A 22,556-nucleotide genomic window follows, 5' to 3' on the forward strand; every position below is an offset into this window, starting at 1 on the left:
GATGGCGCTGACACTGGAAAAAGAGGCCACCCCCGCCGTGACCAGACATCGTACTGTTGGACAGGATATGATTGCGGTCGCTGTTATCGTAGTGCTGGCCGCCGTCGGCTACATCCTGTTTCCGGACAATCTCGCGCTTCTGACGCGCCTGATCGCCATTGGGCTTCTGGTTCTGTCGCTCGATCTGGTCACCGGCTATTGCGGTGTGGCGACGCTCGGTCACGCGGCCCTCTTCGGCGCCGGCGCCTATGCCGCCGGCATCGCGTCTGCGCATTACGGCATCAACGATCCCCTGCTGATGACGCTTGCCGGCATCCTGGGCGGCGCGGTCGCTGGCTTGGTCTGTTCCATCGTCATTCTGCGAGCCCATGGCCTGCCGCAGCTCGTGCTGTCGATCGCGCTGATCTACCTCTTCCATGAATTCGCCAACAAGGCCTCGAGCTGGACCGGCGGCAGCGACGGCCTGTCGGGCATTTCCCCGGACCCGCTGTTCGGCAGTTTCGAATTCGATCTCTATGGGCATACGGCCTACATCTATGGCGTCGGATTGCTGCTGATCGTGCTCGTGCTGCTGCGCTTTCTCGTGCGCTCACCGTTCGGCATGCTCTGTCGCGGCATCCGGCAGGATCCCTTGCGTATTCGCGCCATGGGCGCCTCGCCGAAGGCGGCATTGATCAAGATGTATGTGATTTCCGGCGCCGTTGCCGGTGTCGGCGGCGCATTGAACGCGATTTCGACGCAGGTGGTTGGTCTCGACAGCCTGTCCTTCACGCAGTCGGCCGAGGCGCTCGTCATGCTCGTGCTAGGCGGCACCGGATCGCTGTTCGGCGCGCTTGTCGGCACGCTGATCTTCATGCTCTTCGAAGACTATATCTCGGCCGCCAATCCCTTCCATTGGCTGACGATCGTCGGCGCACTGCTGATCCTCGTCGTTCTCTTCGCGCCTAAGGGCATTTACGGCACGGCCGCCGCCTATGTCGCTCGCCGTAGGGAGGCGCGGTTATGAACGCGATTTTCGAGGTCACAAATCTGAGGAAGGCTTTCGGCGGCTTGACTGTCACCAATGACGTCAGCCTGTCCATGGCGCCGGGGGATCGCGTCGCGCTGATCGGCCCGAACGGCGCCGGCAAGACCAGCTTCGTCAATCTCGTCACCGGCAATCTGCGGCCGGATGCCGGTGAGATCCATATCGCCGGTCACAACGTCAACCGGATCGACGCCATCGGCCGGGTCCGGCGCGGATTGGTGCGCTCGTTCCAGGTGACCCGGCTGTTTCAGGACATGACCCCGGCCGAACATATCGGCATGGCGGTCCTGCAGCGGACGGGTCGCTCCGGCCGCATGTTCGGCAACTTCCTTGCCATGCGCGACGTCATGGCCGAGACGGAAGAACTGCTCGGCACGCTCGGTCTTGCCGGCCTGGCGCATCGCAAGGTCAGCGAGATTGCCTATGGCCAGCAGCGGCTCCTTGAGATCGCTGTCGCCATGGCCCTGAAGCCTAAGGTGTTGCTGCTCGACGAGCCTGCCGCCGGCGTGCCGCAAAGCGATACCGGCCGCATCGAGCAGGCGCTTGCCGATTTGCCGCCCGATCTCGCCGTGCTGATGATCGAGCATGACATGGATCTGGTTTTCCGGTTCGCCAAGCGCGTGGTGGTACTCGCCGCCGGCACCATCATTTTTGACGGTTCGCCGAAAGACGTGACGCAGGATGCGCGTGTGCGCGAAGCCTATCTCGGGAGCTATGCCCATGCCCGCCACGCCGCTTGAAGTGGAAAATCTGTCGGCCGGCTATGGACCGACACGGGTGCTTGAAGGTGTTTCCTTTTCCGTGCCGGCCGGCGGCAGGCTTGCCGTGCTCGGCCGCAACGGCATGGGCAAGAGCACGCTGCTGGCAACGCTTGCCGGCCAGACGCGCCGTTACGATGGCCACATCCGACTGGGTTCGGCCGAGATTGCCGGGCTGCCGAGCGCCAAACGAGCCCATCAGGGTCTCGGCTATGTGCCGCAGACGCGCGATGTCTTCCCGACGCTGACGGTGGAGGAAAACCTCTCCGTTGGGCTGAAGGGGCGGCCCAAAAGCGCGATACAGGAAGCCTACGACATGTTTCCGCGCCTGAAGGAGCGGCGCAAGAACCTCGGTGGTCAGCTGTCCGGCGGCGAGCAGCAGATGCTGTCGACTGCCCGCACGATCCTCGGCCGCCCCTCCGTCCTGCTTCTGGACGAGCCGCTGGAAGGGCTTGCGCCCGTCATCTGCGAGGAACTGATGACGGCGTTCGCCGAGCTCGCCAAAACAGGCGACATGACTATTCTTCTGGTGGAGCAGCGCATTCAAAGCGCGCTCGATTTCGCGAGCGACGTCATCATTCTGGAGCGCGGCCGCCTTGCCTGGAAGGGGACGCCCGAGGCCCTTGCTCAGGATCACCAAGCCGTCGAGCGCTTCCTCGGCGTCGGCGGATTGCACTAGCGCATCCGCTTTTAGGACATGCGTCAACGGTGGCGCGGCTTTACAATGCAATTGAACGACCTCTTGCGTGTCAGTTGACACGCTGGACATGGCCGTGTCCGAGCAGGCGTAGCTTCTTGCCGCAGATTATCAGCGATTACCACATCGCACGGTGTTGAAGCTGAGCGTCGCTTGATCAATTCATGTTGACGACAAAACGTTGATAATTTAACGATATATTGTTATCGTTATAGGCGTCGTTCTGCTGGAGGCGGATTTGTCGGAGAACATTTCGGGTCGTTGGGATTTCTGGATCGATCGCGGCGGCACCTTTACCGACGTCGTCGGGCGCGACCCATCTGGTGTTCTCCATGCCCGCAAGGTTCTGTCGGAAAATCCCGATGCTTATCGCGACGCCGCCGTTCACGGCATTCGCCTGCATCTCGGTCTTGGAAAGGGCGATCCGATCCCCGCCGATACGATCGGCGAAGTGCGCATGGGCACCACGGTTGCCACCAACGCGCTTCTCGAGCGCAAGGGCGAGCGCCTGGCTCTCGTAACGACGAAGGGTTTTCGTGACGCGCTGCGCATCGGCTATCAGGAGCGCAAGAAGATTTTCGCGACCGAGATCGTCAAGCCGGAAGCGCTTTACGAAGAGGTCGTCGAGATCGAGGAGCGTGTGCTGGCCGATGGCACGGTCGAACTGGTTCTTGATGAGAAGGCGGCGGAAGCGGCGTTGCGTGAGCTTCTTGCTAGGGGTTACCGCTCGCTCGCGATCGTCTTCATGCATGCCTACAAATTTCCCGCGCATGAGGCGGCGGTTGCTCGGATCGCTCGGTCTATCGGCTTCGACCAGGTTTCCGTCAGCCACGAAGTGTCGCCGCTGATCAAGCTTGTCGGCCGGGGTGACACAGCCGTTATCGATGCCTATCTGTCGCCGGTGCTCGGACGCTATATCGGCCAGGTCTGCGACGAGCTCGATGTCGCGCGCACCGGCGCGCGCGTCATGTTCATGATGTCATCCGGCGGTTTGACGGCAGCCGATATGTTCCAGGGCAAGGACGCTATTCTGTCCGGCCCGGCCGGCGGTGTCGTCGGCCTTGCGAAAACCGGCGAGCAGGCCGGATTTACCAACGTCATCGGCTTCGACATGGGTGGCACCTCGACGGATGTCGCCCATTTCGACGGCGAGTATGAGCGCGCCTTCGAAACGGAAGTGGCCGGCGTGCGCGTGCGTGCGCCGATGATGCTGATCCATACGGTGGCCGCCGGCGGCGGCTCGATCCTGCATTTCGATGGCGACCGCTTCCGCGTCGGTCCGGATTCGGCAGGCGCCTTTCCGGGGCCTGCCTGCTATCGCAACGGCGGGCCGCTGGCGGTGACCGACGCCAATGTCATGGCTGGCAAGCTGTTGCCGGAGTTCTTCCCGTCGATCTTCGGCCCCAATCAGGATCAGCCGCTCGATGTCGATACGGTGCGCGGCAAGTTCGCCGAGCTTGCCGCCCGGATCGGCGATGGCCGCAGCCCGCAAGATGTCGCCGACGGCTTTATTCGCATCGCCGTTGCCAACATGGTCGAAGCGATCAAGAAGATCTCAGTGCAGCGCGGTTATGATGTGACGCGTTATGCCCTCAACTGCTTTGGTGGCGCCGGCGGACAGCATGCCTGCCTGGTTGCCGATGCGCTCGGCATGAAGAGCATTCTCCTGCATCCGATGTCCGGCCTTCTGTCCGCCTATGGCATGGGGCTTGCCGACATCCGGGCAACGCGCCAGAAGGCGCTCGGCGTTCCCCTTGATGAGGCAGCACCCGCAGCCATCGCCGCACTTGGTAGCGAACTGCGTGGGGAATGCGTGCCCGAGCTCGAAGCGCAGGGTGTCCCCGCAAACGAAATCAAGACGGTCCAGCGCGCCCATATCCGTTACGCCGGTACCGACACCATACTGGCGGTCGAAACGACATTTCCCGAAATCGATGATCCCGCGCGCCTGCGCCGCGAGTTCGAGACACTGCACAAGCGCCGCTTCGGCTTCGTTGCCGAGGGCAAGCCGTTGGTCGTCGAGGCAGTGGAGATCGAGACCATCGGCGGTGCTGCCGCCGATATCGCGGTCCAGCGCAACGAGACTGGCACAGGTGAAGCAGAAGCGGCAAGGCGCGCGATCTTCTATTCCGGCGGCGCAAGCCATGATGCCGCGGTCGTGCTGCGCCAGGCGATCGTGCCCGGCCAGACTGTCACCGGCCCGGCCATCATCATCGAGCCGAACCAGACGATCGTTATCGAGGATGGCTGGCAGGCGCAGCTGACTGCCAAAGATCATATCGTCCTCAAGCGCATCAAGGCCCTGCCGGAGCGCAGCGCCATCGGCACCAAGGCCGATCCGGTGATGCTGGAGATCTTCAACAATCTTTTCATGTCGATCGCCGAGCAGATGGGCATGACGCTGCAGAACACCGCCTATTCCGTCAACATCAAGGAACGGTTGGATTTCTCCTGTGCCGTCTTCGACGCCGAAGGCAATCTCGTCGCCAATGCGCCGCATATGCCCGTGCATCTGGGCTCCATGGATGCGTCGGTCGCAACCGCGATCCGTGAAAACCCCGTTATCCATCCGGGCGACGTGTTCCTGATCAATGCGCCCTATAATGGCGGCACGCATCTGCCTGATCTCACCGTCTGCACGCCCGTCTTCGACGATGTCGGCGAGAAGATCCGCTTCTGGGTCGCCAGCCGCGGCCATCACGCCGATATCGGCGGCATCTCGCCGGGTTCGATGTCGCCGCTCGCGACCCATATCGAGGAAGAGGGCGTCTACATCGACAATTTCAAACTGCTCGATCGGGGGCGGTTCTGCGAGGAGGAGCTGGCGAAGCTTCTCACGGGCGCGCGCTATCCTGTGCGCACGCTCGCCCAGAACGTCAACGATCTGAAGGCCCAGGTTGCCGCCAACGAGAAGGGCGTCGCCGAGCTCAAGAAGATGATCGTCCACTTCGGCGAAGAGGTTGTCGATGCCTATATGGGGCATGTCCAGGACAACGCCGCCGAAAGCGTGCGACGCGTTCTCGACCGCCTTCCGGATGGTGAATTCAGCTATGAGATGGATCAGGGCTGCAAGATCGTCGTCAAGATCTCGATCGACAAGGACAAGCGCGAGGCGACGGTGGATTTCACCGGCACGTCTGCGCAGCGTGCCGATAATTTCAACGCCCCGCAGCCGGTGACGCGGGCTGCCGTGCTCTATGTCTTCCGCGTTCTGGTCGAAGCCGATATCCCGATGAATGCCGGTTGCCTCAGGCCGATCCGGATCGTCATTCCCGAAGGCACGATGCTGACGCCGAAATATCCGGCTGCCGTCGTCGCCGGCAATGTCGAGGTGAGCCAGGCCGTGACCAACTGCCTGTTCGGCGCGGTCGAGGCGCTTGCGGCCGCTCAAGGCACCATGAACAACCTCACCTTCGGCAACGATGTCTATCAATATTACGAGACGATCTGCTCCGGCGCGCCGGCCGGCCCCGGCTTCGATGGCGCCGATGCGGTGCACACGCATATGACCAATTCGCGTCTTACCGATCCCGAGATTCTCGAGACGCGCTTCCCTGTTGTGCTCGAGGACTTCCACATCCGCCCCAACTCGGGTGGGCGAGGCAAGTGGAATTCCGGCAACGGCACGCAGCGCACCATCCGCACCCGCGAAAAGCTGGAATTCGCCGTACTGTCAGGCCATCGCCGCGTAGCGCCCTTCGGCATAAAGGGGGGCGAGCCGGGCCAGACCGGGCGCAACTATGTCAGGCGCAATGACGGTACGGTCGAGGAACTGATCGGCTCTGCCCATACGGTGCTCGAGGCCGGCGAAGCGTTCACCGTCGTTACTCCCACGGGCGGCGGCTATGGAAAGCGGGACGAATAGACGCGTTGCCAAGTCTGTAGTGCCTTGATCCGGATCGGAAGGAGTTCTCTGGTGACGTCTGAGGAAAAGAGTAGACCGCGTGAACTGATCGTATCGTCTGCGCATCTTGCGGACGGCAGTTCGCCTGCCTTGTCCGAGCTCGAATACGGATCGATCCTGTTTTCCCATGCGTTCAATCGGTGGCTAGTGCGTTGCATGGCGGCCGCCGGCATCCCCGGCCTTTCGCCGGTCGAGATCCTGATCATCCATTCCGTGCGGCACCGTGACAGGCCGAAGACGCTCGCTGATCTGTGTCTTGTGCTCGATATCGAAGACACCCATGTCGCCAACTACGCCATCAAGAAGCTGGAGGCGGCCGGTCTCGTCAAGAGCGGCAAGGTCGGCAAGGAAAAGACCATCCGGGTAACCGATAAGGGCCTGGACGCCTTGGCGCGTTACACCGAAATCCGCGAGCGTCTGTTGGTGGAGGCCACCAAGGTCTCCGGCCTGTCGCAGGATGGCCTTTCCGATATCGCCTCGCATCTCAGGGCGCTGTCTGGCTACTATGAGCAGGCGGCACGGTCGGCTGCCACGCTGTAAGGATGGCAAGGAGGACGAAAGTCCCTTGCGAGCTCTCGCGCTCCATCGCGAACCGATACCTGCCAGGACGCCGCACCGATATGCAAGTAACGGGGTCTTATCTATTTTGTCATGACATACCTATATTAGGTCTGTGCGATCCGTTGGCGAATGTTCGCCAGATGATCTGCATCGACCGAACGATGGGATCCAGTTTTTTACCAGCGCACGACTTTTGGAAATTGCTGGCTTCGCACGATAGCAAAAGTGTGCTTTTTTTGACGGAAAGGGGAATGGTGTAAAAACTTCCATGAACAACGATAGTTTCGAGCTGAAATTCTGGGGCGTGCGGGGGAGTATACCCGTATCTGGACCGGAATTTGAGCGTTACGGCGGGAATACATCCTGCATCGAGTTGCGGCATGACGGCAGGCATATCCTATTCGACGCCGGCACCGGGTTACGCGAAGCGGCGGTGTCGCTTGCAAAAGAAGGGGTCCGCAACATCGATCTCTTTTTCACCCATTCGCATTACGACCACATTATCGGCCTGCCCTTCTTCAATGCGATCTATGATCCGAGGGTGAGCGTCGATCTTTGGTCGGGCCATCTGGCCGGCAAGACGACGACGCGGCAGCTGATCGGCCAGTTCATGCGGCCGCCCTGGTTCCCGGTCGAGCCCGACATCTGTCGTGCCGCGATGAATTTTCGCGATTTCGCCGCTGGCGATACGCTGAAGCCTCATCCGGGCATCGTCATCCATACGGTCCGGCTGAACCATCCCGGCGGTTGCATCGGTTACCGCATCGAATGGTCCGGTCGCGTCATCGCCATGGTCTACGATACCGAGCACCATAACGGGTATCTCGACGAGGCCGCGCTATCCCTGATGGCCGATGCCGATCTCGCGATCTATGACACGACCTATACGGAAGCGGAGATGCCGAAGCATCTGGGCTTTGGGCATTCCACCTGGCAGGAAGGCGTCAAGCTCGCCAAGAAGGCCGGTGTCAAACGACTGGCCCTGTTTCATCATGCACCGGCGCGCGCGGATCGCGAGCTGGACGAGATGCAGCGCGACGCGCAGAAGAGCTTTCCAGGCGCCTTCGCCGCTTTCGACGGACAATCGCTGCAGCTCTAAGGCGCCGTTGCAGCGGCTTCGTTCGGGGCGGAGCCGCTAACTTAAGAAATTGCCGACCGGCCGCCACTCGATGGCGGCGTGGCCGGCCGTTTCCTCGAACAGCGCCTCGACGAAACCCCAGGCGACGTCGTCATGCACCAGATGATGCGTCATCACGCCAATCGGCTCGTCATTGCCGTCGAAGCGATTCTTCAGTTCTTCTACCAAGCGTCCGATCAATCCGGCATGCGGGAGGCCGCCGCGCACGCCGTGCCAATTCATGATGTCGATATGGGTGTTGACCAGGGTGATCGGCGCCTGCTTTGCCAACCCGAAGACAGACACCGCGCGATAGCCGAAGGGGCTAAGCTCCGGCAGCAGCGCGTCGTCGATACGGTTCCACGGCGGCACCAGCATGGGGAGAAACTGCGAGGGATAGAGCGCCTTCAGCTTGTCGAAGCCGCGATGCAGTTCGTCGAGCACGATCGCCTGCGGGCGATGCAGGCCGAGCTCCTGTTTCTTTGTTTCATCCGGAGCATAGTTCTGGTGCGTCCAGCCGTGCACGGTGACAGTGACACGGCTCTGGCTCGCCAGGCGTTCCGCCAGCGGCTCTCCGGTCGGCCCCGGGATGACGGCCAATGCCATCGGCACGTCGAAACGATCCGAAAGCGACAGCAGCCGGTCAAGCGCGGGGGTCGGTTCGATGGCGTCGTCGTCGCGGAACCAGAATTTCGCCTTTCGCCCGGCCGCGGTCCAACGCCGCAACTCGTCGCGCAAGGGCTGCCAATCGGCTCTATCGCTCATAATAGGTATCTCCCAGATGCTTTCGAAGAATGATTTCAAGCCGCTTTGCCGCCGCGCTCAAAGAGCGCTCCCTGTGAACGAATCCATGCGCTGCCTCTGCCATGATCCGCCGCTGCTCCTCGTCGTTCAGAAGCTGTGCGATGGCATCGGCATAGGCCTTCAGGTCGCCCGCCGGTGTCAGCAGCCCGGTAATACCGTCCATCACCACTTCCGGCACGCCCGCCGTTGCCTGCGCGACCACGGGCAGCCCGGCCGCCTGCGCTTCGAGATAGGCCAGGCCATAGGCTTCGTTGCAGCCGGGCCAGACGTAGATCCCGGCAGTCGCAAGCTCCGCCGCGATCTCCGGCGTCGAGCGCTCTCCGAGCCACGTTATGCGGTCTCCGTCGAAGGTGGAAAACAGTGCCGTTACTTCCGCACGCATCGGCCCGTCGCCGATGACGGTCAGTGTCCAGTCATGATCGCGGATCAGTTTGAGCGCCTCGGCCAGCATGACGTAGCTGTCGAATTTGTCGCCGCGCCGCAGCATTGCAACGGTGATCAGCCTGTTGGAGGCAGAGGCACCCCTGGGCGACCCGAAAGGCGTTGCATCGATGAAGGGCAGAAAGCGTTCGTATCTGCCATCCGGTATTGCGTCGACGAGGCCGATCCGATCCCGCTCGGTGAAGCACAGATTGACGGCCGCCGACCGCACGGCATCGGCGATCAGACGCTGGTTTTCGCCCCAGCCGTTGTCGTCATGGCGTCTGGAATAGGAGGCCTCGGCGGTGACGTAGGGGATGCCGAATTGCCGGGAGACCGGCGGGCCGATGAGATCGGGCGTCTTGTAATAGGGGTGATAGGTAAACCAGAGATCGGGCGGCGATTCGCTGTGTGATCGGCCGAGCAATCGCGTCACCTCGCCCTCGGCCTGTCGGGCGATCTCCGCACGCAATCCCGCTTCCGGGGTCGGGGTGAAGCTGCGCAGTTCGGAGGCGACATCGACCTGGTGTCCCGCCATCCTGAGAACTGTCATGATCTGCCGCGCCATCAACCTATCGCCCGAGGGCACCGGGTGGTCGGGTGATTTCAACGGGGCGTAGAATGCGATCTTCATGGTGCCGGTAGGGGTTGACGATTAAGTGATGGTAAAAGCCTGAATTGTGAGAGGATTGCCCGAATTCCGACCGGTTGCGTGACAATAAAATCCCTGCTTCAAAAAGCCGCATCCTCGACAGCATGCGGCTCTGCAGCTAGATGATAGGCGATAACCGTTTTCGCTTCTGTTGTGAACGGATAATATACATTGGGTTTGATGACTATCGAGGCAAGAAAGCCAATCATTTCCGACCGTCTCGTGCGAAAGTTCCGCCTTGGCTCCGGCTTGATCGTTTTTACTTTCGTGATCATGCATCTGGCCAATCACTCCCTCGGGTTGATTTCTCTCGGCACCGCCGAGCGTGCACAGCATTGGTTCATGACCGTCTGGCGCAATCCGGTTGGAACCGTGCTTCTCTATGGTGCGCTGCTGGTGCACATCCTGCTTGTGCTGAGGCTTCTTTATCGGCGTCGCACGCTCGTCATGCCGGCTGGCGAAGCGTTTCAGATCGTCACAGGTCTGCTGGTGCCGCTCCTTTTGATCGATCACATCGTTGCCACGCGTATCGTGCATGATGTTTACGGCTATCACGATACGTATAAGGCGATAGTCCACAGCCTATGGCTGACAACGCCCGCCAATGGCCTGCGCCAGTCATTCCTGCTGATCATCGTCTGGGTTCATGGTTGTATCGGCGTTCATTTCTGGCTGCGCTATCGCCCCTGGTATACGGCGGTTGGCCCTGTCCTCTTGTCCTTCGCCATCGTTCTTCCGGTTCTCGCCCTGCTTGGCTTCGCGGCGATGGGCAAGACCGTAGCGTATGAAGCAGCCGAGGAGGACGAGCGCGGTTATGCTGGCGGCTATTACAGCGACATGCGAAGCTTTGGCGAGAAGGGCTCCGTACCGGGCAGCCAGATGGCCGATGCCCTGTGGCCTTACCGCGCCGCATTCTACGGTGCCTTCAGCCTGTCGATCGTCGGTCTCTTCGGTTTTCGCGCTCACCGCAGATTGCGCGAGCGGCAATATCAGGTCGCCATCCGCTATGCGGGCGGCGAGGTCGTGCATGCGCCGCGTGGTTTCAGCGTGCTCGAGGCAAGCCGCCTCGGCGGCATTCCGCATTATTCCGTTTGCGGCGGTAAGGGCCAATGCTCCACCTGCCGCGTGCAGATCATCGAGGGCGCCGAAAATCTGCCGCCGCCGGAGGCACTGGAGCAGAAGACGCTGAACCGCATCGGCGCCACTCCGGATATCCGTCTCGCCTGCCAGTTGCGCCCGACCGGAAACGTCAGCGTCGTGCCGCTTCTGACGCCGATGGCCGAAGCGACGATGCCGGTCTACAGCCAAACCGCCAGCCCGGGCCGTGAGCGCGAGATCGTCGTGTTCTTCTGCGATCTGCGCCATTTCACCGCGCTGACGGAAGCGCGCCTTCCCTTCGACATCGTCTTCCTGCTCAACCGCTATTTCGCCATCGTCGGTCGCATCATCGAGGAGAATGGCGGCCGGATGGACAAGTTCATCGGCGACGGTGCCATGGCTCTGTTCGGCCTGCGTACGACACCGAAGGAAGCGAACCGTCAGGCTTTGAAAGCGGCGGCGGCGATCGTCCGGGAAATCGACAAGCTCAGCGCGGAGCTGGCGGATGAGTTGGCCGCGCCGCTGGAGATCGCCATCGGCATCCACGCTGGTTCGGCGGTGGTTGGCTCAATGGGATATGGCAGTGTGAAGAACGTGACGGCGATCGGCGATACGGTCAATGTCGCCAGCCGCCTCGAAAGCGTTGCCAAGGAATTCAACAGCACGCTGGTCTTTTCGGAGCCGGTGGCCCAGCTCTCCGAGGTCGATATCACAGGCGTCGAAAGCCGTGAGATTGCCGTTCGCGGCCGCGGCGAGCCTTTGCGGGTCTATATCGTTTCGAAAGAAGCGAGCAGCCGCTTTGCCTGATTTTTCGAGCCGCCTCGCCGACAGCCTCGCGCTGCTCGACGCCCCGGTTTGCAACGGGAAAGCCGTGGTGTAGGGATTGCACCCATGTTCGACCACAATATCCTCACGAGAAAATACTGGCGGCGCGCCTTTCGCAGGAAGCGCGACGCGATCGCCACGCGCCTCTTCGACACGCGCCTTGGCCGCGATATCCTCATCAGTGCGCTCGGCCCGCGCGTCAAGACGATGACGGTGGACTGCGGCGATCATGTCTTAAGTTTTTCGCCGGCCGACTACATTGGCCGCAAGGTCTTTCGCAAAGGGCATTTCGAGCGCGATCATGTCGACCGGCTGCTGAGCGTGCTGCGCGAGCGCGGCCTTTTGCACAAGGGAAAGGTCCTGTTGGAGCTTGGCGGCAATATCGGCACGCAGACCTGCTATTTTGCCCTTAGCGGTGCCTACGACCGCATCGTCACCGTCGAGCCCGATCCGCGCAATTTTCGCCTGTTGTCCGCCAATATCGCCGACAACGGCTTTCAGGAGATGGTGACTGCGGTCAATTGCGCCGCCGGTGACCGCGGCGGGCAGCTCGACTTCTATCTGAACCACAAGAACCATGGCAAAAGCAGCGCCTTGCGCCAAAGCGCAAGCGACGAGAAGATTTTGGTTCCCGTCCGTCCGGTCGCCGATATTCTTGCGCAGGCCGAAGCCGACCCCACCGATGTCGGGTTGATCTGGATGGATATCGAAGGCTACGAGCCCGTCGCCTGCCGATCGATGCAGGCACTGATGGCCCGCAAGGTGCCGCTCTATATGGAATTCACGCCGGCTTTCTACGGCAAGGACCAGACCAAGGCCTTCATTGCGGACCTGGCCGGTCACTATAGCGAGTGCCTGGCCTTCTTCGAAGACCGCGAGCAAGCCATGAAGGTGGTCGATCTGCCGACTGAAGGCGACCAGTTCGATGTTCTCTTTTTGCGTTGAAGCTATTTGCGCCGATAGATGAAATAGCGTCCTTCCTTGACGCTGTCGGGCAGGGGCAGCGCTTCGAGATCGGAGTGGTCGAGGGGCAGGCCGCTGACCGCAAGCCCGCCTGAGACAAGCACGCCGGCCATGGTCTGGGGCAGCCATGTCAACGTCACAGCATCCTTGTCTTCGTAGCCGGTGCCGATATCGGCATGGGCAAGCGAGGCGCCTGCGCCGATGAAATCCGTGGCAGTATCCTTGATTTCACCCAGGATGAGGTCGCTGGCCGTCGGCATGGACGGGCCGTAGGCGTTGATCGCCCGGTCGAAGGCGATGATGCGGCGATCGGGGAAAAGCTCGCGAAGATGGTCGAAGGTGCGGCCATTGCCGAGGCCCAGTTCCAGCACTGGACCATCGAGCGCTCTGACCTCGTCGGCAACGGCATTGAGGATGTCGCGTTGCGCACTCAGGCGGCGAATGAAACTATCCAGGCGGCTCATCGTATCTGTCTTATCCTTGGCTTTTGGGTGCCTCTTACCTAGTCGACGTAGCACGGCCAGCATTGCCGCGTCGACCGTCGACTGGCTTTTCGGCGTGTTTGCTGTAGGGATAGATTGTCGCGGCGCTCGTGAAAGGGGGAACCGTCATGGCCGAACCATCCAACGATGATTTCTTTCATAAATTGACGGGTTTCACTCGTTTCGAGGGCGTTACCGACAGCGCCAACTACCGACCCCTTCCGGATGGCTGGTTGCTGGCGGTCGCGGATATCGTCAGCTCGACCAAGGCCATTGCCTCCGGTCACTACAAATCCGTCAACATGGCCGGCGCCAGCGTGATTTCCGCTGTGCTCAACGCGTTGGACAAGGGCGACTATCCCTTCGTTTTCGGTGGCGATGGCGCCTTGGTCGCCATACCGCCATCGGGAGAAGCGCGGGTGCGGCAGGCGCTTGCAGCGGTGCGGGCGTGGGTCAAGGAAGAGTTGCAGCTCGATCTGCGCACGGCGCTCGTACCCATGTCGGCCGTTCGTGGCGAGGGGCTGGACGTTATGGTCGCTCGTTTCAATCCGAGCGAGTATGTCTCCTACGCCATGTTCTTCGGTGGCGGCACGAGCTGGGCGGAAAGGCAGATGAAGGCGGGAAATTTCATCGTCGAGGCGGCAGCAGCGGAGGCGCGACCGGACCTCACAGGCCTGTCCTGTCGTTGGAATCCGATCAAGGCCCATAATGGCGAGATCGTTTCGATCATCGCGGTCCCCGGCAATAGCGGCAACAGCGCGAAATTCCAGCAGCTCGTCGCAGATATCATCGCCATTTCCAGAGAGCAAAGCCGTGACGCCCATCCCGTGCCGGTCGAGGGACCGACGCCGTCGCTGATCTTCGACGGTGCCGACATCGAGGCGCGTGCCTCGGCTGCGCCCGCCGATCGCTGGCGCCGCAAGATTGCTGTTGCCCTGCAGATCGTTGCCGTTTACATCCTCGACAAGTTCGGGCTCCGTGTGGCGACTTTTGACGCCAAGGTCTACAGGCGCGATCTCGCCGCGAACTCCGATTTTCGTAAGTTTGACGATGGCCTGAAGATGACCATCGATGTCGATGCGGCGCAGCTCTCGCGCATCGAGGCGCGTCTGCGTCAAGCCGAGGCCGAAGGCATCTGCCGCTACGGGCTGCATCGCCAGGACAGTGCTCTGATGACCTGCTTCGTGCCAACGCCGCTGATGCGTGATCATATGCATTTCATCGATGGCGCCAGTGGCGGCTATGCAATGGCGGCCATGGCGTTGCGAGGCAAGCAACCATCCGAACTTGCAGCCGGCGAATGATTCCGGCCGCGCGCGGCGATAGCAGGTCCTGCTGCCGCGTTTGCATGCCGAGCATGTCAGCGCGACAGTGATTTTATCGGCCCATGTCGGTCTCGCCCATTGTTTGAGCCGCATTTTCGCCCTATCTGAAGGGGAACAAAACGAGAGTCGGTAGTTTTGCCGGCTGTCTTCTGCTGCACCTTTATGCGTCTGGCGCGAGGGAAAAAGTGCAGCCAAATCTTTTATGGCGCCGGCGCTATCCAGAGTTTCTGGGGGAGAGCGCCGTCGTCTGTCGCATAATTATTTCATCCGACCTCAGCCGATGGGCCGGTGTTGCCGCTGGCGATCAGCCCGCAGTATATGGCGTCCGGCGTATTGCCGGGGCGGAGCATTGGGAATCGCAAGGATAGGCCGCGGAAAAAATGACCGTTCATTCTACTGTTTCCGATATTCTTCTCGACAAGGTTGCTGAATGGTTGACCCAGGCGGCGCTGACGGGCGAGAATCTGGAGAGCATCGTTCGCGGTTTCTGCGAGCGCATGGCGGCTTCCGGCCTTCCGGTCGCGCGCGTGCATCTGACCTTTTCGATGTTGCATCCCCTCTATGACGCGCTTGGCTTCACCTGGCGTCGGGCCGGCGGATTGACGATCGAGGGCTACCGGCATGTGAACGACAAGCCGGAACGCTTCATGCAGAGCCCCTATTACTATCTTCTGTCCAACGGTCTCCTGCACCTGCGCCGCCGGATCGACACCGACGGTCCTCTGGAGTTTCCGGTTTTCGAGGACCTGCGCAAGGAGAAGGTGACGGACTACCTGGCCTTCGTGCAGACCTTCGGCGCCGGCTCAGTCCAGGGCATGATGGGGTCCTGGTCGACAGACAGCGTCGGCGGCTTCAGCGAAGAGATGATCGGCGCGCTGATGCGCATGCAGAACCATCTTGCCATGGCCGCCAAGATGGCGGTTCTCGGCAAACTCGCCAACAACATGCTGACCACCTATCTCGGTGGCGATGCCGGCAAACGCGTGCTCAACGGCCAGATCCGCCGCGGCGACGGCGAGACGATCCGTGCAGCACTGGTCATGGGGGACATGCGGCAATCGACCGTCTATGCCGAAAAGGAAGGGCGGCAGGCCTATATCGATACGCTGAACGAATTCTTCGATGCCATTGCCGCGCCGTTCAACCGCAACGGCGGCGAAATCCTGAGCTTTCTCGGCGATGGATTTCTCGCCGTCTATCCCTGCGGACGGCATAAGGATCCGTCCAAAGTCGCCTGCGAGGCGGCGCTGTCGGCGGTGTTCGAGGCCCAGCGCCGCGTTGCCGCGCTGAACAAGGATCGTCAGGCTCGCAGCCTGAGCGAAGTGCGCTATGGCATCGGCCTGCATGTCGGCAACGTTATGTTCGGCAATGTCGGGCTGAAGGATCGCCTCACCTTCTCGGCCTTCGGTGCCGCCGTCAACGAAGTGGAACGGTTGCAGTCCCTCACCAAGAAATATGGGACCGAAGTGGTCGCGAGCCAGGCATTCTCCGGCTACACCGGCAGCGAATGGGGCACGCTCGGCGAAGAGAAGCTAAGAGGCGTGCGCCAGCGCTTCACCGTCGTTTCCCCGAAGGCCAGCACCATTGCCAACGGCACGACGGAGATCTTCCATGATGCGACAATCGATGCCTTGTCCGAGGCCGAGCAGGTCATTCTGCTGCACAGGGATGCCAAGAAGTTCGAAAGCCGTCTTCAAGTCGAAAAGCTCGCTCCATGATCTCCGCGGCTGGCTAGGTCAGCACAAGCCGATACATCACTGGAAACACGACAGTTTTTTAACAGTCTCGCCAGCACTTTGACCAGCTAGACACCCGTTATGGCCTACGTTAGTGTGCCGTATAAGGCCACAAAGGTCATGTGAGCGGGAAGCAATTTGGTATGGCGTCTGAGACTGATCTGCTGCGTATTGAGAACCTCGACGTCTCGTTCTCGCTTTATGGGGACAAACTGCGTGTCGTCAAAAATGCCAATCTGAGGGTGCTTCCCGGCAAGGTCACGGCCTTGGTCGGCGAATCCGGCTCCGGCAAGTCGATCATCAGTCAGTCGATCATGGGAATCCTCCCGAATGCGGCGCAGGCAACCGGCCGCATTCTCTTTACCGATCCGCTCGACCGCCAGACCACCGATCTCCTTCAGCTACCGCGCGATGGCATTGCGATGCGCAAGCTGCGCGGCGCGCGCATGGCCACTATCTTTCAGGAGCCGATGACCTCGCTGTCGCCGCTGCACACCGTCGGCAACCAGATCAGCGAAGCGCTTCGCATCCACACCCCAGGAATCAGCTGGGCCGAGCAGCGCGAGAAGACCGAGGAAATGCTGAGCCTTGTCGGCTTCCAGGATCCCTTCCACACCTTCGACCGCTATCCTTTCGAGCTCTCGGGCGGCATGCGTCAGCGTGCGATGATCGCCATGGCGCTGATCTGCAATCCGGCCCTGCTGATTGCCGACGAGCCGACGACGGCGTTGGACGTCACCATCCAGGCGCAGATCCTCGGCCTGCTGCGCAATCTTCAGCAGACCTTCAACATGGCGATGCTTTTGATCACCCATGATCTCGGCGTCGTTGCCAACATGGCCGACGAGGTGGTCGTCATCTATCACGGCGAGATCATGGAGGCAGGGCCTGTCGAGACGATCTTCCGCCAGCCGCAGCATCGCTATCTGAAGGCTTTGATGGCAGCAGTGCCGCATTTCGACATGAAGCCAGGCGAACGGCTGAAATCCCTGCGGGACGTTCCCGTCAATCTCGGCACCTTCTCCGGCAAGAAGAAGCTCATCAGCGGCGGTTCGAGCACGGCCGGCAAGGCAGCACCCGAGATCCTGCTCAGCGTGCGCAATCTGACCAAGACCTATGGCACGAAGGCCGGCGGGCTGTTCGGCCGGCGGGATGGCACGAAGTTCCGCGCTGTTGATGACGTCAGTTTCGATATCCGCCGCGGCGAGTGTCTGGGCCTTGTCGGCGAGAGCGGCTGCGGCAAGACGACGGTGAGCAAGATCCTCATGCGGGCCGTCACAGCAGACAGCGGATCGGTCAGCTTCAACGGTGGCGACGGCCAGATCGATGTGCTCGCCGCCAAGGGCGATGCGCTGATGGACCTGCGCACAAAGATACAGATGGTTTTCCAGGATCCGGTTTCGTCTCTTTCGCCGCGCATGACGATCCGCAATATTTTGAGCGAACCCTTGGAGATCCACGGGCATGGCGATAGCGCCGACCGCAAGGAGAAGGTCAAGGCGTTGATGCAGGCGATCGGGCTCGATAAGCATTATCTGAGCCGTTATCCCCACAGCTTTTCCGGGGGACAGCGCCAGCGTATCGGCATCGCACGCGCCCTGGCTCTTGGGCCGCAACTCCTAATCCTGGATGAGCCCGTTTCGGCGCTCGACGTTTCGGTGCAGGCGCAGATCCTCAATCTTCTCAAGGATTTGCAAAGGGGACTTGGGCTTACCTATCTGTTCATCTCGCACAATCTCGCCGTGGTCGACTATATGGCCGATCGCATCGCGGTCATGGCGCGAGGTCGCATCGTCGAAATCGCGCCGCGCGAAATCATCCTCCGCGAACCCGTCCATCCCTACACCCGCTCGCTGCTTGCGGCCGTCCCATTCCCCGATCTCGACCGGCCGCTCAATTTCTCCGCCCTGAACAGCGAGGGTCCGGCCGCCAGACAGAAATGGGGGCCGCAATTCTCGGAGGGAGCGGATGGGGAGCTTGCCTATGCGGATCTCGGCGGCGGCCATTTCGTTCGCGCTCGCCGCGGCGTCGACGTTCAGGAGTTGCGCACGTGGTAACTCGTCGAACCTTCCTTGGCCTATTGGCCTCTACCGTACTGCCGCAGCCTCTTATGGCGGCGGATGTCGACAACGAGCCGGATTATCTCGCCGATTGGCTGAGGGCCGGCCAGATGCCGCATCTTGCCAAGCGCCTGCCGAAATTTCCGCGCATTGTCAGCGTCGCCGCCATGGGTGGTACGCCGGGCCGCTATGGCGGTTCCGTGCGCACCATCATCGGCAGCCAGAACGATATCCGCTTCATGACGATCTATGGCTATGCCCGCCTTGTCGGGTATGACCGCACCCTGTCGCTCCAGCCGGATATTCTCGAGTCCTTTTCCGCGGTCAACGATACGGTCTTCACCTTCAAGCTGCGTGACGGGCACAAATGGTCTGATGGCCATCCCCTGACGTCGAACGATTTCCGCTATTGGTGGGAAGATGTCATCCTCAACAAGCAGCTGACGCCCGGCGGCGGCGCTCTGGAATTGCGCCCGCACGGCAACCTGCCGCGTTTCGAGGTGCTCGACGAGCTGACGGTACGCTATTCCTGGGACGATCCCAATCCGGATTTCCTGCCGAGCCTGGCCGCGCCGCAGCCTCTCGTCATTCTCGGCCCCGGCCATTATCTGAAGCAGTTCCACAAGAAATATCAGGACAGCATTCGTCTTTCTTCGCTGATACAGGAAAACCGGGTGAAGAAATGGCAGGATCTCCATATCAAGATGGGCCGGGCCTATCGGCCCGAGAATCCCAATCTGCCGGTGCTGGACCCTTGGCGAAACACGACGCCGCCGCCGGCCGAGCAGTTCGTCTTCGAGCGCAATCCCTATTTCCACCGCGTCGATGAAAACGGCCGGCAGCTGCCCTATATCGACCGTTTCATCCTGAACATCAGCTCGTCGGCAATCATTGCCGCCAAGACCGGTGCGGGTGAAAGCGATCTGCAGGCGACCGGGATCGACTTCAACGACTATACCTTCCTGAAGGATGCGGAGAAGCGTTATCCGATCAAGGTCAATCTATGGAAAATGGCGCGCGGTTCGCGCGTTGCGCTGTTTCCGAACCTGAACAGCGCCGATCCGGTCTGGCGGGATGTTCTTCGCGACGTGAGAGTGCGCCGGGCGCTGTCGCTGGCGATCGATCGCCATGAGATCAACATGGCTGTCTTCTACGGCCTCGGGACGGAAAGTGCCGACACTATTCTGCCGGACAGCCCCCTCTACAAACCGGAATATGCCTCGGCCTGGATCTCCCATGATCCGGATCAGGCCAATGCGTTGCTCGATGCGGCTGGTCTCGACAAGCGTGACGAGGATGGCACGCGCTTTTTGCCGGACGGCCGGCGAATGGAGATCACCGTGGAGACGCCCGGCGAAAGCACGCTGGATTCCGACGTTCTGGAGCTGGTCACCGATCATTGGCGCAAGGTCGGCATCGCGCTTTATACCCGCGTGTCGCAGCGCGATATCTTTCGCAGCCGCGCCATGGGCGGCCGGATTCTGATGTCACTTTGGTACGGCCTCGACAATGGCGTGCCCACGGCCGACATGAATCCCGGCGAACTCGCACCGACCATGGACGACCAGATGCAATGGCCGCTCTGGGGCATGTACTATCTGTCGCGTCAGACCCAGGGGGCGGCGCCCGACGTGGCGGAAGCAGCAAAATTGGTCAAACTGCTTGGCGAATGGGAAACGGCAGCCTCCTCCTTCGAGCGCGCCGAGATCTGGCACCAGATGCTGGCGATCTATAGCGATCAGGTTTTCTCCATCGGCCTGATCAATGCCACGCTCCAGCCGATCGTGCATTCGGCGCGCATGCAGAATGTGCCCGAAAAAGCGCTCTATGGTTTCGATCCAACCTGTTATCTCGGCGTCTACATGCCGGATACCTTCTGGATGAAGGAGGATCGACCCAATGCTTAAGTATATTATCTGGCGTATCGCGGTGATGATCCCGACATTGCTCGTGATCTCGATGCTGGTTTTTACCATCATCCAGTTGCCGCCGGGCGATTTCTTCGAAAGCCAGATTGCCGAGTTGCGCGCTCAGGGCGAAACTGCAAACCTGCAGGAAATAGAGGATCTCCGCCACGAATACGGGCTCGACCGGCCGATCGCGGTGCAATATGTCCGTTGGGTCGCCGGCATGCTGCATGGCAATTTCGGCTATTCCTTCGAATATCAGCTGCCGGTATCGGATGTGGTCGGCGACCGGTTGTGGCTGACCATCCTCGTGTCGATGACGACGATCCTTCTGACGTGGCTGATCGCCTTCCCGATCGGCATCTATTCCGCCACCCATCAGTACAGTTGGGGCGACTACGGCCTCACCTTCCTCGGGCTGCTCGGCATCGCCATTCCGAATTTCATGCTGGCGCTGATCCTGATGTATTTCGCCAATGTCTGGTTCGGTGTGTCCATCGGCCATCTGATGGATCAGAAATATCTGTCGCAGCCGATGAGCTGGGAAAAGGCGCGCTCGATCCTCTCGCATCTCTGGATTCCGGTTATCATCGTCGGCACGGCCGGGACGGCCGGCATGATCCGCCGTCTTCGCGCCAACCTGCTTGACGAGATGCAGAAGCAATATGTCATCACCGCGCGCGCCAAGGGTCTGCATCCTTTGAGGGCGCTGGTGAAATATCCGCTGCGCATGGCGTTGAACTTCTTCGTCGCCGATATCGGTTCGATCCTGCCGTCAATCATCTCGGGCGCGGAAATCACCGCCATTGTTCTGTCGCTTGAAACGACGGGTCCGATGCTGATCAGGGCGTTGCAGAGCCAGGACATGTATCTTGCCGGCTCATTCCTGATGTTTCTGGCCTTCCTCAACGTTATCGGGGTGCTGATCTCCGATATCGCCCTCGGCTTTCTCGATCCGCGCATCCGCTTGCAAGGCAGGAGCACAAAGTGACCGCACCCCTGCCGCGCCCCGGGGCGCCCCTCGAACATTATGTCTCGAAGGCGGATTTCGATCCGGACCAGTTCGAAGCCATGTCCGCCGGCCAGACGCGCTATTATCTGGCCTCGCAGAAGCGTCTCATGTGGTGGAAGTTCAAGAAGCACAAGCTTGCACTTGCATCAGGTATTTTCCTGCTGCTGTTCTACGGCATGATCGTGATTGCGGAATTCCTCGCGCCCTATGGGCTTCACACGCGAAACGTCGATTATATCCATTCGCCACCGCAGGCGATTCACCTCTTCAATAAAGGCGAGTTCGTCGGTCCATTCGTCTATGGTCGCAAGATGGCGCTCGATATCGATACGCTGCGCCGGAACTACACCGAGAATCCCGCCGACGTGCAGCCGATCCGCTTCTTCTGTCGTGGCGATGCCTACCGCTTCTGGGGGCTGTTGGATTCGAACTTTCATCTGGTTTGCCCGGCCGTCGGTGGACAGATGTATCTGCTTGGGACCGACCGGCTGGGTCGCGACGTGTTGTCGCGCATCATCTATGGCGCGCGCATCTCCCTAACGATCGGGCTGATCGGCATCTCCGTCAGCTTCGTGCTCGGTATCATCATCGGCGGCTTGGCCGGTTATCATGGCGGTCTGTTCGATCTGCTGGTGCAGCGGGTGATCGAAATCCTTCAGTCACTGCCGAGCCTGCCGCTCTGGATGGCGCTTGCCGCGATCATGCCGGTGAGCTGGAGCCCGATCCTCATCTATTTCGGCATCACCATCATCCTTGGCATTCTCGACTGGACAGGGCTTGCGCGCGCCGTGCGCTCCAAGCTTCTATCGTTGCGCGAGGAGGACTATGTGCTGGCCGCGCAGCTGATGGGTGCGCCCACCCGGCGCATCATCGGTCGCCACCTCGTGCCCGGGTTCATGTCGCATCTGATTGCCACCGCGACCATTTCCGTTCCAAGCATGATTCTCGGCGAAACGGCGCTGAGCTTCCTGGGGCTGGGCCTTCGCCCTCCGATCACCAGCTGGGGGATTCTTTTGACTGAAGCTCGGAGCGTCAGCGTGATTGCCTTCTATCCATGGCTTCTTTTCCCCATGGTTCCGGTAATTTTGGTCATTCTGGCGTTCAACTTTTTAGGAGACGGCTTGCGCGATGCCGCCGATCCCTACAAATAGCAGGGTGCAAGGCCAAGACAGGATTGCAATTCAAGGAGCGGCCGCGGTTGTTGTTTG

Annotated in this window: 17 protein-coding genes; 14 read left to right on the forward strand and 3 right to left on the reverse strand. The window is 60.8% G+C overall.

The features are described from left to right. Window position 1 precedes the first annotated feature (1 nt). The 6 genes from AB8B29_RS19880 (at window position 2) to AB8B29_RS19905 (ending at window position 8,046) form a co-directional block, all read left to right on the forward strand. Entirely contained in the window at window positions 2-1,006 is a 1,005-nt protein-coding gene (locus AB8B29_RS19880) for a branched-chain amino acid ABC transporter permease (protein ID WP_037192847.1), read from the forward strand. Then, a complete protein-coding gene (locus AB8B29_RS19885) occupies window positions 1,003-1,767 on the forward strand; it encodes an ABC transporter ATP-binding protein (RefSeq protein ID WP_037192845.1) in 765 nt (254 codons plus the stop codon). The genes AB8B29_RS19880 and AB8B29_RS19885 overlap by 4 nt, the downstream gene beginning before the upstream one ends. Next, a complete protein-coding gene (locus AB8B29_RS19890; RefSeq protein ID WP_037192842.1) occupies window positions 1,748-2,464 on the forward strand; it encodes an ABC transporter ATP-binding protein in 717 nt (238 codons plus the stop codon). Before AB8B29_RS19885 ends, AB8B29_RS19890 begins: the two co-directional genes overlap by 20 nt. A 256-nt stretch (window positions 2,465-2,720) precedes the next feature. Beyond that, entirely contained in the window at window positions 2,721-6,347 is a 3,627-nt protein-coding gene (locus tag AB8B29_RS19895; RefSeq protein WP_051963313.1) for a hydantoinase B/oxoprolinase family protein, read from the forward strand. 51 nt (window positions 6,348-6,398) lie between these two features. Further along, window positions 6,399-6,926, forward strand: a complete 528-nt coding sequence (locus AB8B29_RS19900) for a winged helix DNA-binding protein (RefSeq protein WP_037192840.1) — start codon at window positions 6,399-6,401, stop codon at window positions 6,924-6,926. Window positions 6,927-7,215: 289 nt separating this feature from the next. Further along, window positions 7,216-8,046 carry an MBL fold metallo-hydrolase gene (locus AB8B29_RS19905; protein WP_037192838.1) on the forward strand — a complete coding sequence of 277 codons (831 nt, stop codon included), beginning with the start codon at window positions 7,216-7,218 and terminating at the stop codon, window positions 8,044-8,046. A gap of 36 nt (window positions 8,047-8,082) precedes the next feature. Here the strand turns inward: AB8B29_RS19905 and AB8B29_RS19910 are convergent, their stop codons facing one another. Both AB8B29_RS19910 and AB8B29_RS19915 read right to left on the reverse strand, forming a co-directional pair. Beyond that, on the reverse strand, window positions 8,083-8,829 hold the full coding sequence (locus AB8B29_RS19910; RefSeq protein ID WP_037192836.1) for a polysaccharide deacetylase family protein: 747 nt from the start codon (window positions 8,827-8,829) through the stop codon (window positions 8,083-8,085). Next, window positions 8,819-9,922 carry a glycosyltransferase family 4 protein gene (locus AB8B29_RS19915; protein WP_037192834.1) on the reverse strand — a complete coding sequence of 368 codons (1,104 nt, stop codon included), beginning with the start codon at window positions 9,920-9,922 and terminating at the stop codon, window positions 8,819-8,821. The genes AB8B29_RS19910 and AB8B29_RS19915 overlap by 11 nt, the downstream gene beginning before the upstream one ends. A gap of 198 nt (window positions 9,923-10,120) precedes the next feature. On the opposite strand from AB8B29_RS19915, the gene AB8B29_RS19920 reads away from it, so the two are divergent. After that, entirely contained in the window at window positions 10,121-11,845 is a 1,725-nt protein-coding gene (locus AB8B29_RS19920) for an adenylate/guanylate cyclase domain-containing protein (RefSeq protein WP_037192831.1), read from the forward strand. A gap of 84 nt (window positions 11,846-11,929) precedes the next feature. Then, complete coding sequence (locus AB8B29_RS19925; RefSeq protein WP_037192827.1) at window positions 11,930-12,808, forward strand: FkbM family methyltransferase; 879 nt, start codon at window positions 11,930-11,932, stop codon at window positions 12,806-12,808. A gap of 2 nt (window positions 12,809-12,810) precedes the next feature. Here AB8B29_RS19925 and AB8B29_RS19930 read toward each other — a convergent pair whose 3' ends face one another. Then, the gene (locus AB8B29_RS19930) at window positions 12,811-13,290 is read right to left on the reverse strand and encodes a class I SAM-dependent methyltransferase (RefSeq protein WP_037192824.1); all 480 of its coding nucleotides are present in this window, start codon (window positions 13,288-13,290) and stop codon (window positions 12,811-12,813) included. A 146-nt stretch (window positions 13,291-13,436) separates the two neighbouring features. On the opposite strand from AB8B29_RS19930, the gene AB8B29_RS19935 reads away from it, so the two are divergent. From AB8B29_RS19935 to AB8B29_RS19960, 6 genes are all read left to right on the forward strand, one after another. Continuing rightward, on the forward strand, window positions 13,437-14,612 hold the full coding sequence (locus AB8B29_RS19935) for a DUF3095 domain-containing protein (RefSeq protein WP_037192821.1): 1,176 nt from the start codon (window positions 13,437-13,439) through the stop codon (window positions 14,610-14,612). Between the two features lie 401 nt (window positions 14,613-15,013). Next, window positions 15,014-16,351 (forward strand): adenylate/guanylate cyclase domain-containing protein, encoded by a 1,338-nt coding sequence (locus AB8B29_RS19940; protein WP_037192818.1) that lies wholly within the window; start codon window positions 15,014-15,016, stop codon window positions 16,349-16,351. Between the two features lie 161 nt (window positions 16,352-16,512). Further along, window positions 16,513-18,426: an ABC transporter ATP-binding protein gene (locus AB8B29_RS19945; RefSeq protein ID WP_037192815.1), complete on the forward strand. Its 1,914-nt coding sequence runs from the start codon at window positions 16,513-16,515 to the stop codon at window positions 18,424-18,426. Continuing rightward, complete coding sequence (locus AB8B29_RS19950; protein WP_037192813.1) at window positions 18,420-20,336, forward strand: ABC transporter substrate-binding protein; 1,917 nt, start codon at window positions 18,420-18,422, stop codon at window positions 20,334-20,336. Before AB8B29_RS19945 ends, AB8B29_RS19950 begins: the two co-directional genes overlap by 7 nt. Then, window positions 20,329-21,327, forward strand: coding sequence for an ABC transporter permease (locus tag AB8B29_RS19955; protein WP_037192811.1), 999 nt, complete (start codon window positions 20,329-20,331; stop codon window positions 21,325-21,327). Before AB8B29_RS19950 ends, AB8B29_RS19955 begins: the two co-directional genes overlap by 8 nt. Further along, window positions 21,324-22,499: an ABC transporter permease gene (locus tag AB8B29_RS19960; RefSeq protein WP_037192809.1), complete on the forward strand. Its 1,176-nt coding sequence runs from the start codon at window positions 21,324-21,326 to the stop codon at window positions 22,497-22,499. The genes AB8B29_RS19955 and AB8B29_RS19960 overlap by 4 nt, the downstream gene beginning before the upstream one ends. Window positions 22,500-22,556: the final 57 nt, after the last annotated feature.

It is taken from the genome of Rhizobium sp. 11_C7_N12_5, assembly GCF_051811145.1.
GTDB lineage: Bacteria > Pseudomonadota > Alphaproteobacteria > Rhizobiales > Rhizobiaceae > Rhizobium > Rhizobium lusitanum.

Excerpts from the sequence above, each read along its gene's own strand:
- AB8B29_RS19880 (WP_037192847.1), top strand. The coding sequence starts at position 2 with ATGGCGCTGACACTGGAAAAAGAGGCCACCCCCGCCGTGACCAGACAT.
- AB8B29_RS19885 (WP_037192845.1), top strand. The coding sequence starts at position 1,003 with ATGAACGCGATTTTCGAGGTCACAAATCTGAGGAAGGCTTTCGGCGGC.
- AB8B29_RS19890 (WP_037192842.1), top strand. The coding sequence starts at position 1,748 with ATGCCCGCCACGCCGCTTGAAGTGGAAAATCTGTCGGCCGGCTATGGA.
- AB8B29_RS19905 (WP_037192838.1), top strand. The coding sequence starts at position 7,216 with ATGAACAACGATAGTTTCGAGCTGAAATTCTGGGGCGTGCGGGGGAGT.
- AB8B29_RS19910 (WP_037192836.1), bottom strand. The coding sequence starts at position 8,829 with ATGAGCGATAGAGCCGATTGGCAGCCCTTGCGCGACGAGTTGCGGCGT.
- AB8B29_RS19915 (WP_037192834.1), bottom strand. The coding sequence starts at position 9,922 with ATGAAGATCGCATTCTACGCCCCGTTGAAATCACCCGACCACCCGGTG.
- AB8B29_RS19920 (WP_037192831.1), top strand. The coding sequence starts at position 10,121 with ATGACTATCGAGGCAAGAAAGCCAATCATTTCCGACCGTCTCGTGCGA.
- AB8B29_RS19925 (WP_037192827.1), top strand. The coding sequence starts at position 11,930 with ATGTTCGACCACAATATCCTCACGAGAAAATACTGGCGGCGCGCCTTT.
- AB8B29_RS19930 (WP_037192824.1), bottom strand. The coding sequence starts at position 13,290 with ATGAGCCGCCTGGATAGTTTCATTCGCCGCCTGAGTGCGCAACGCGAC.
- AB8B29_RS19935 (WP_037192821.1), top strand. The coding sequence starts at position 13,437 with ATGGCCGAACCATCCAACGATGATTTCTTTCATAAATTGACGGGTTTC.
- AB8B29_RS19940 (WP_037192818.1), top strand. The coding sequence starts at position 15,014 with ATGACCGTTCATTCTACTGTTTCCGATATTCTTCTCGACAAGGTTGCT.
- AB8B29_RS19945 (WP_037192815.1), top strand. The coding sequence starts at position 16,513 with ATGGCGTCTGAGACTGATCTGCTGCGTATTGAGAACCTCGACGTCTCG.
- AB8B29_RS19955 (WP_037192811.1), top strand. The coding sequence starts at position 20,329 with ATGCTTAAGTATATTATCTGGCGTATCGCGGTGATGATCCCGACATTG.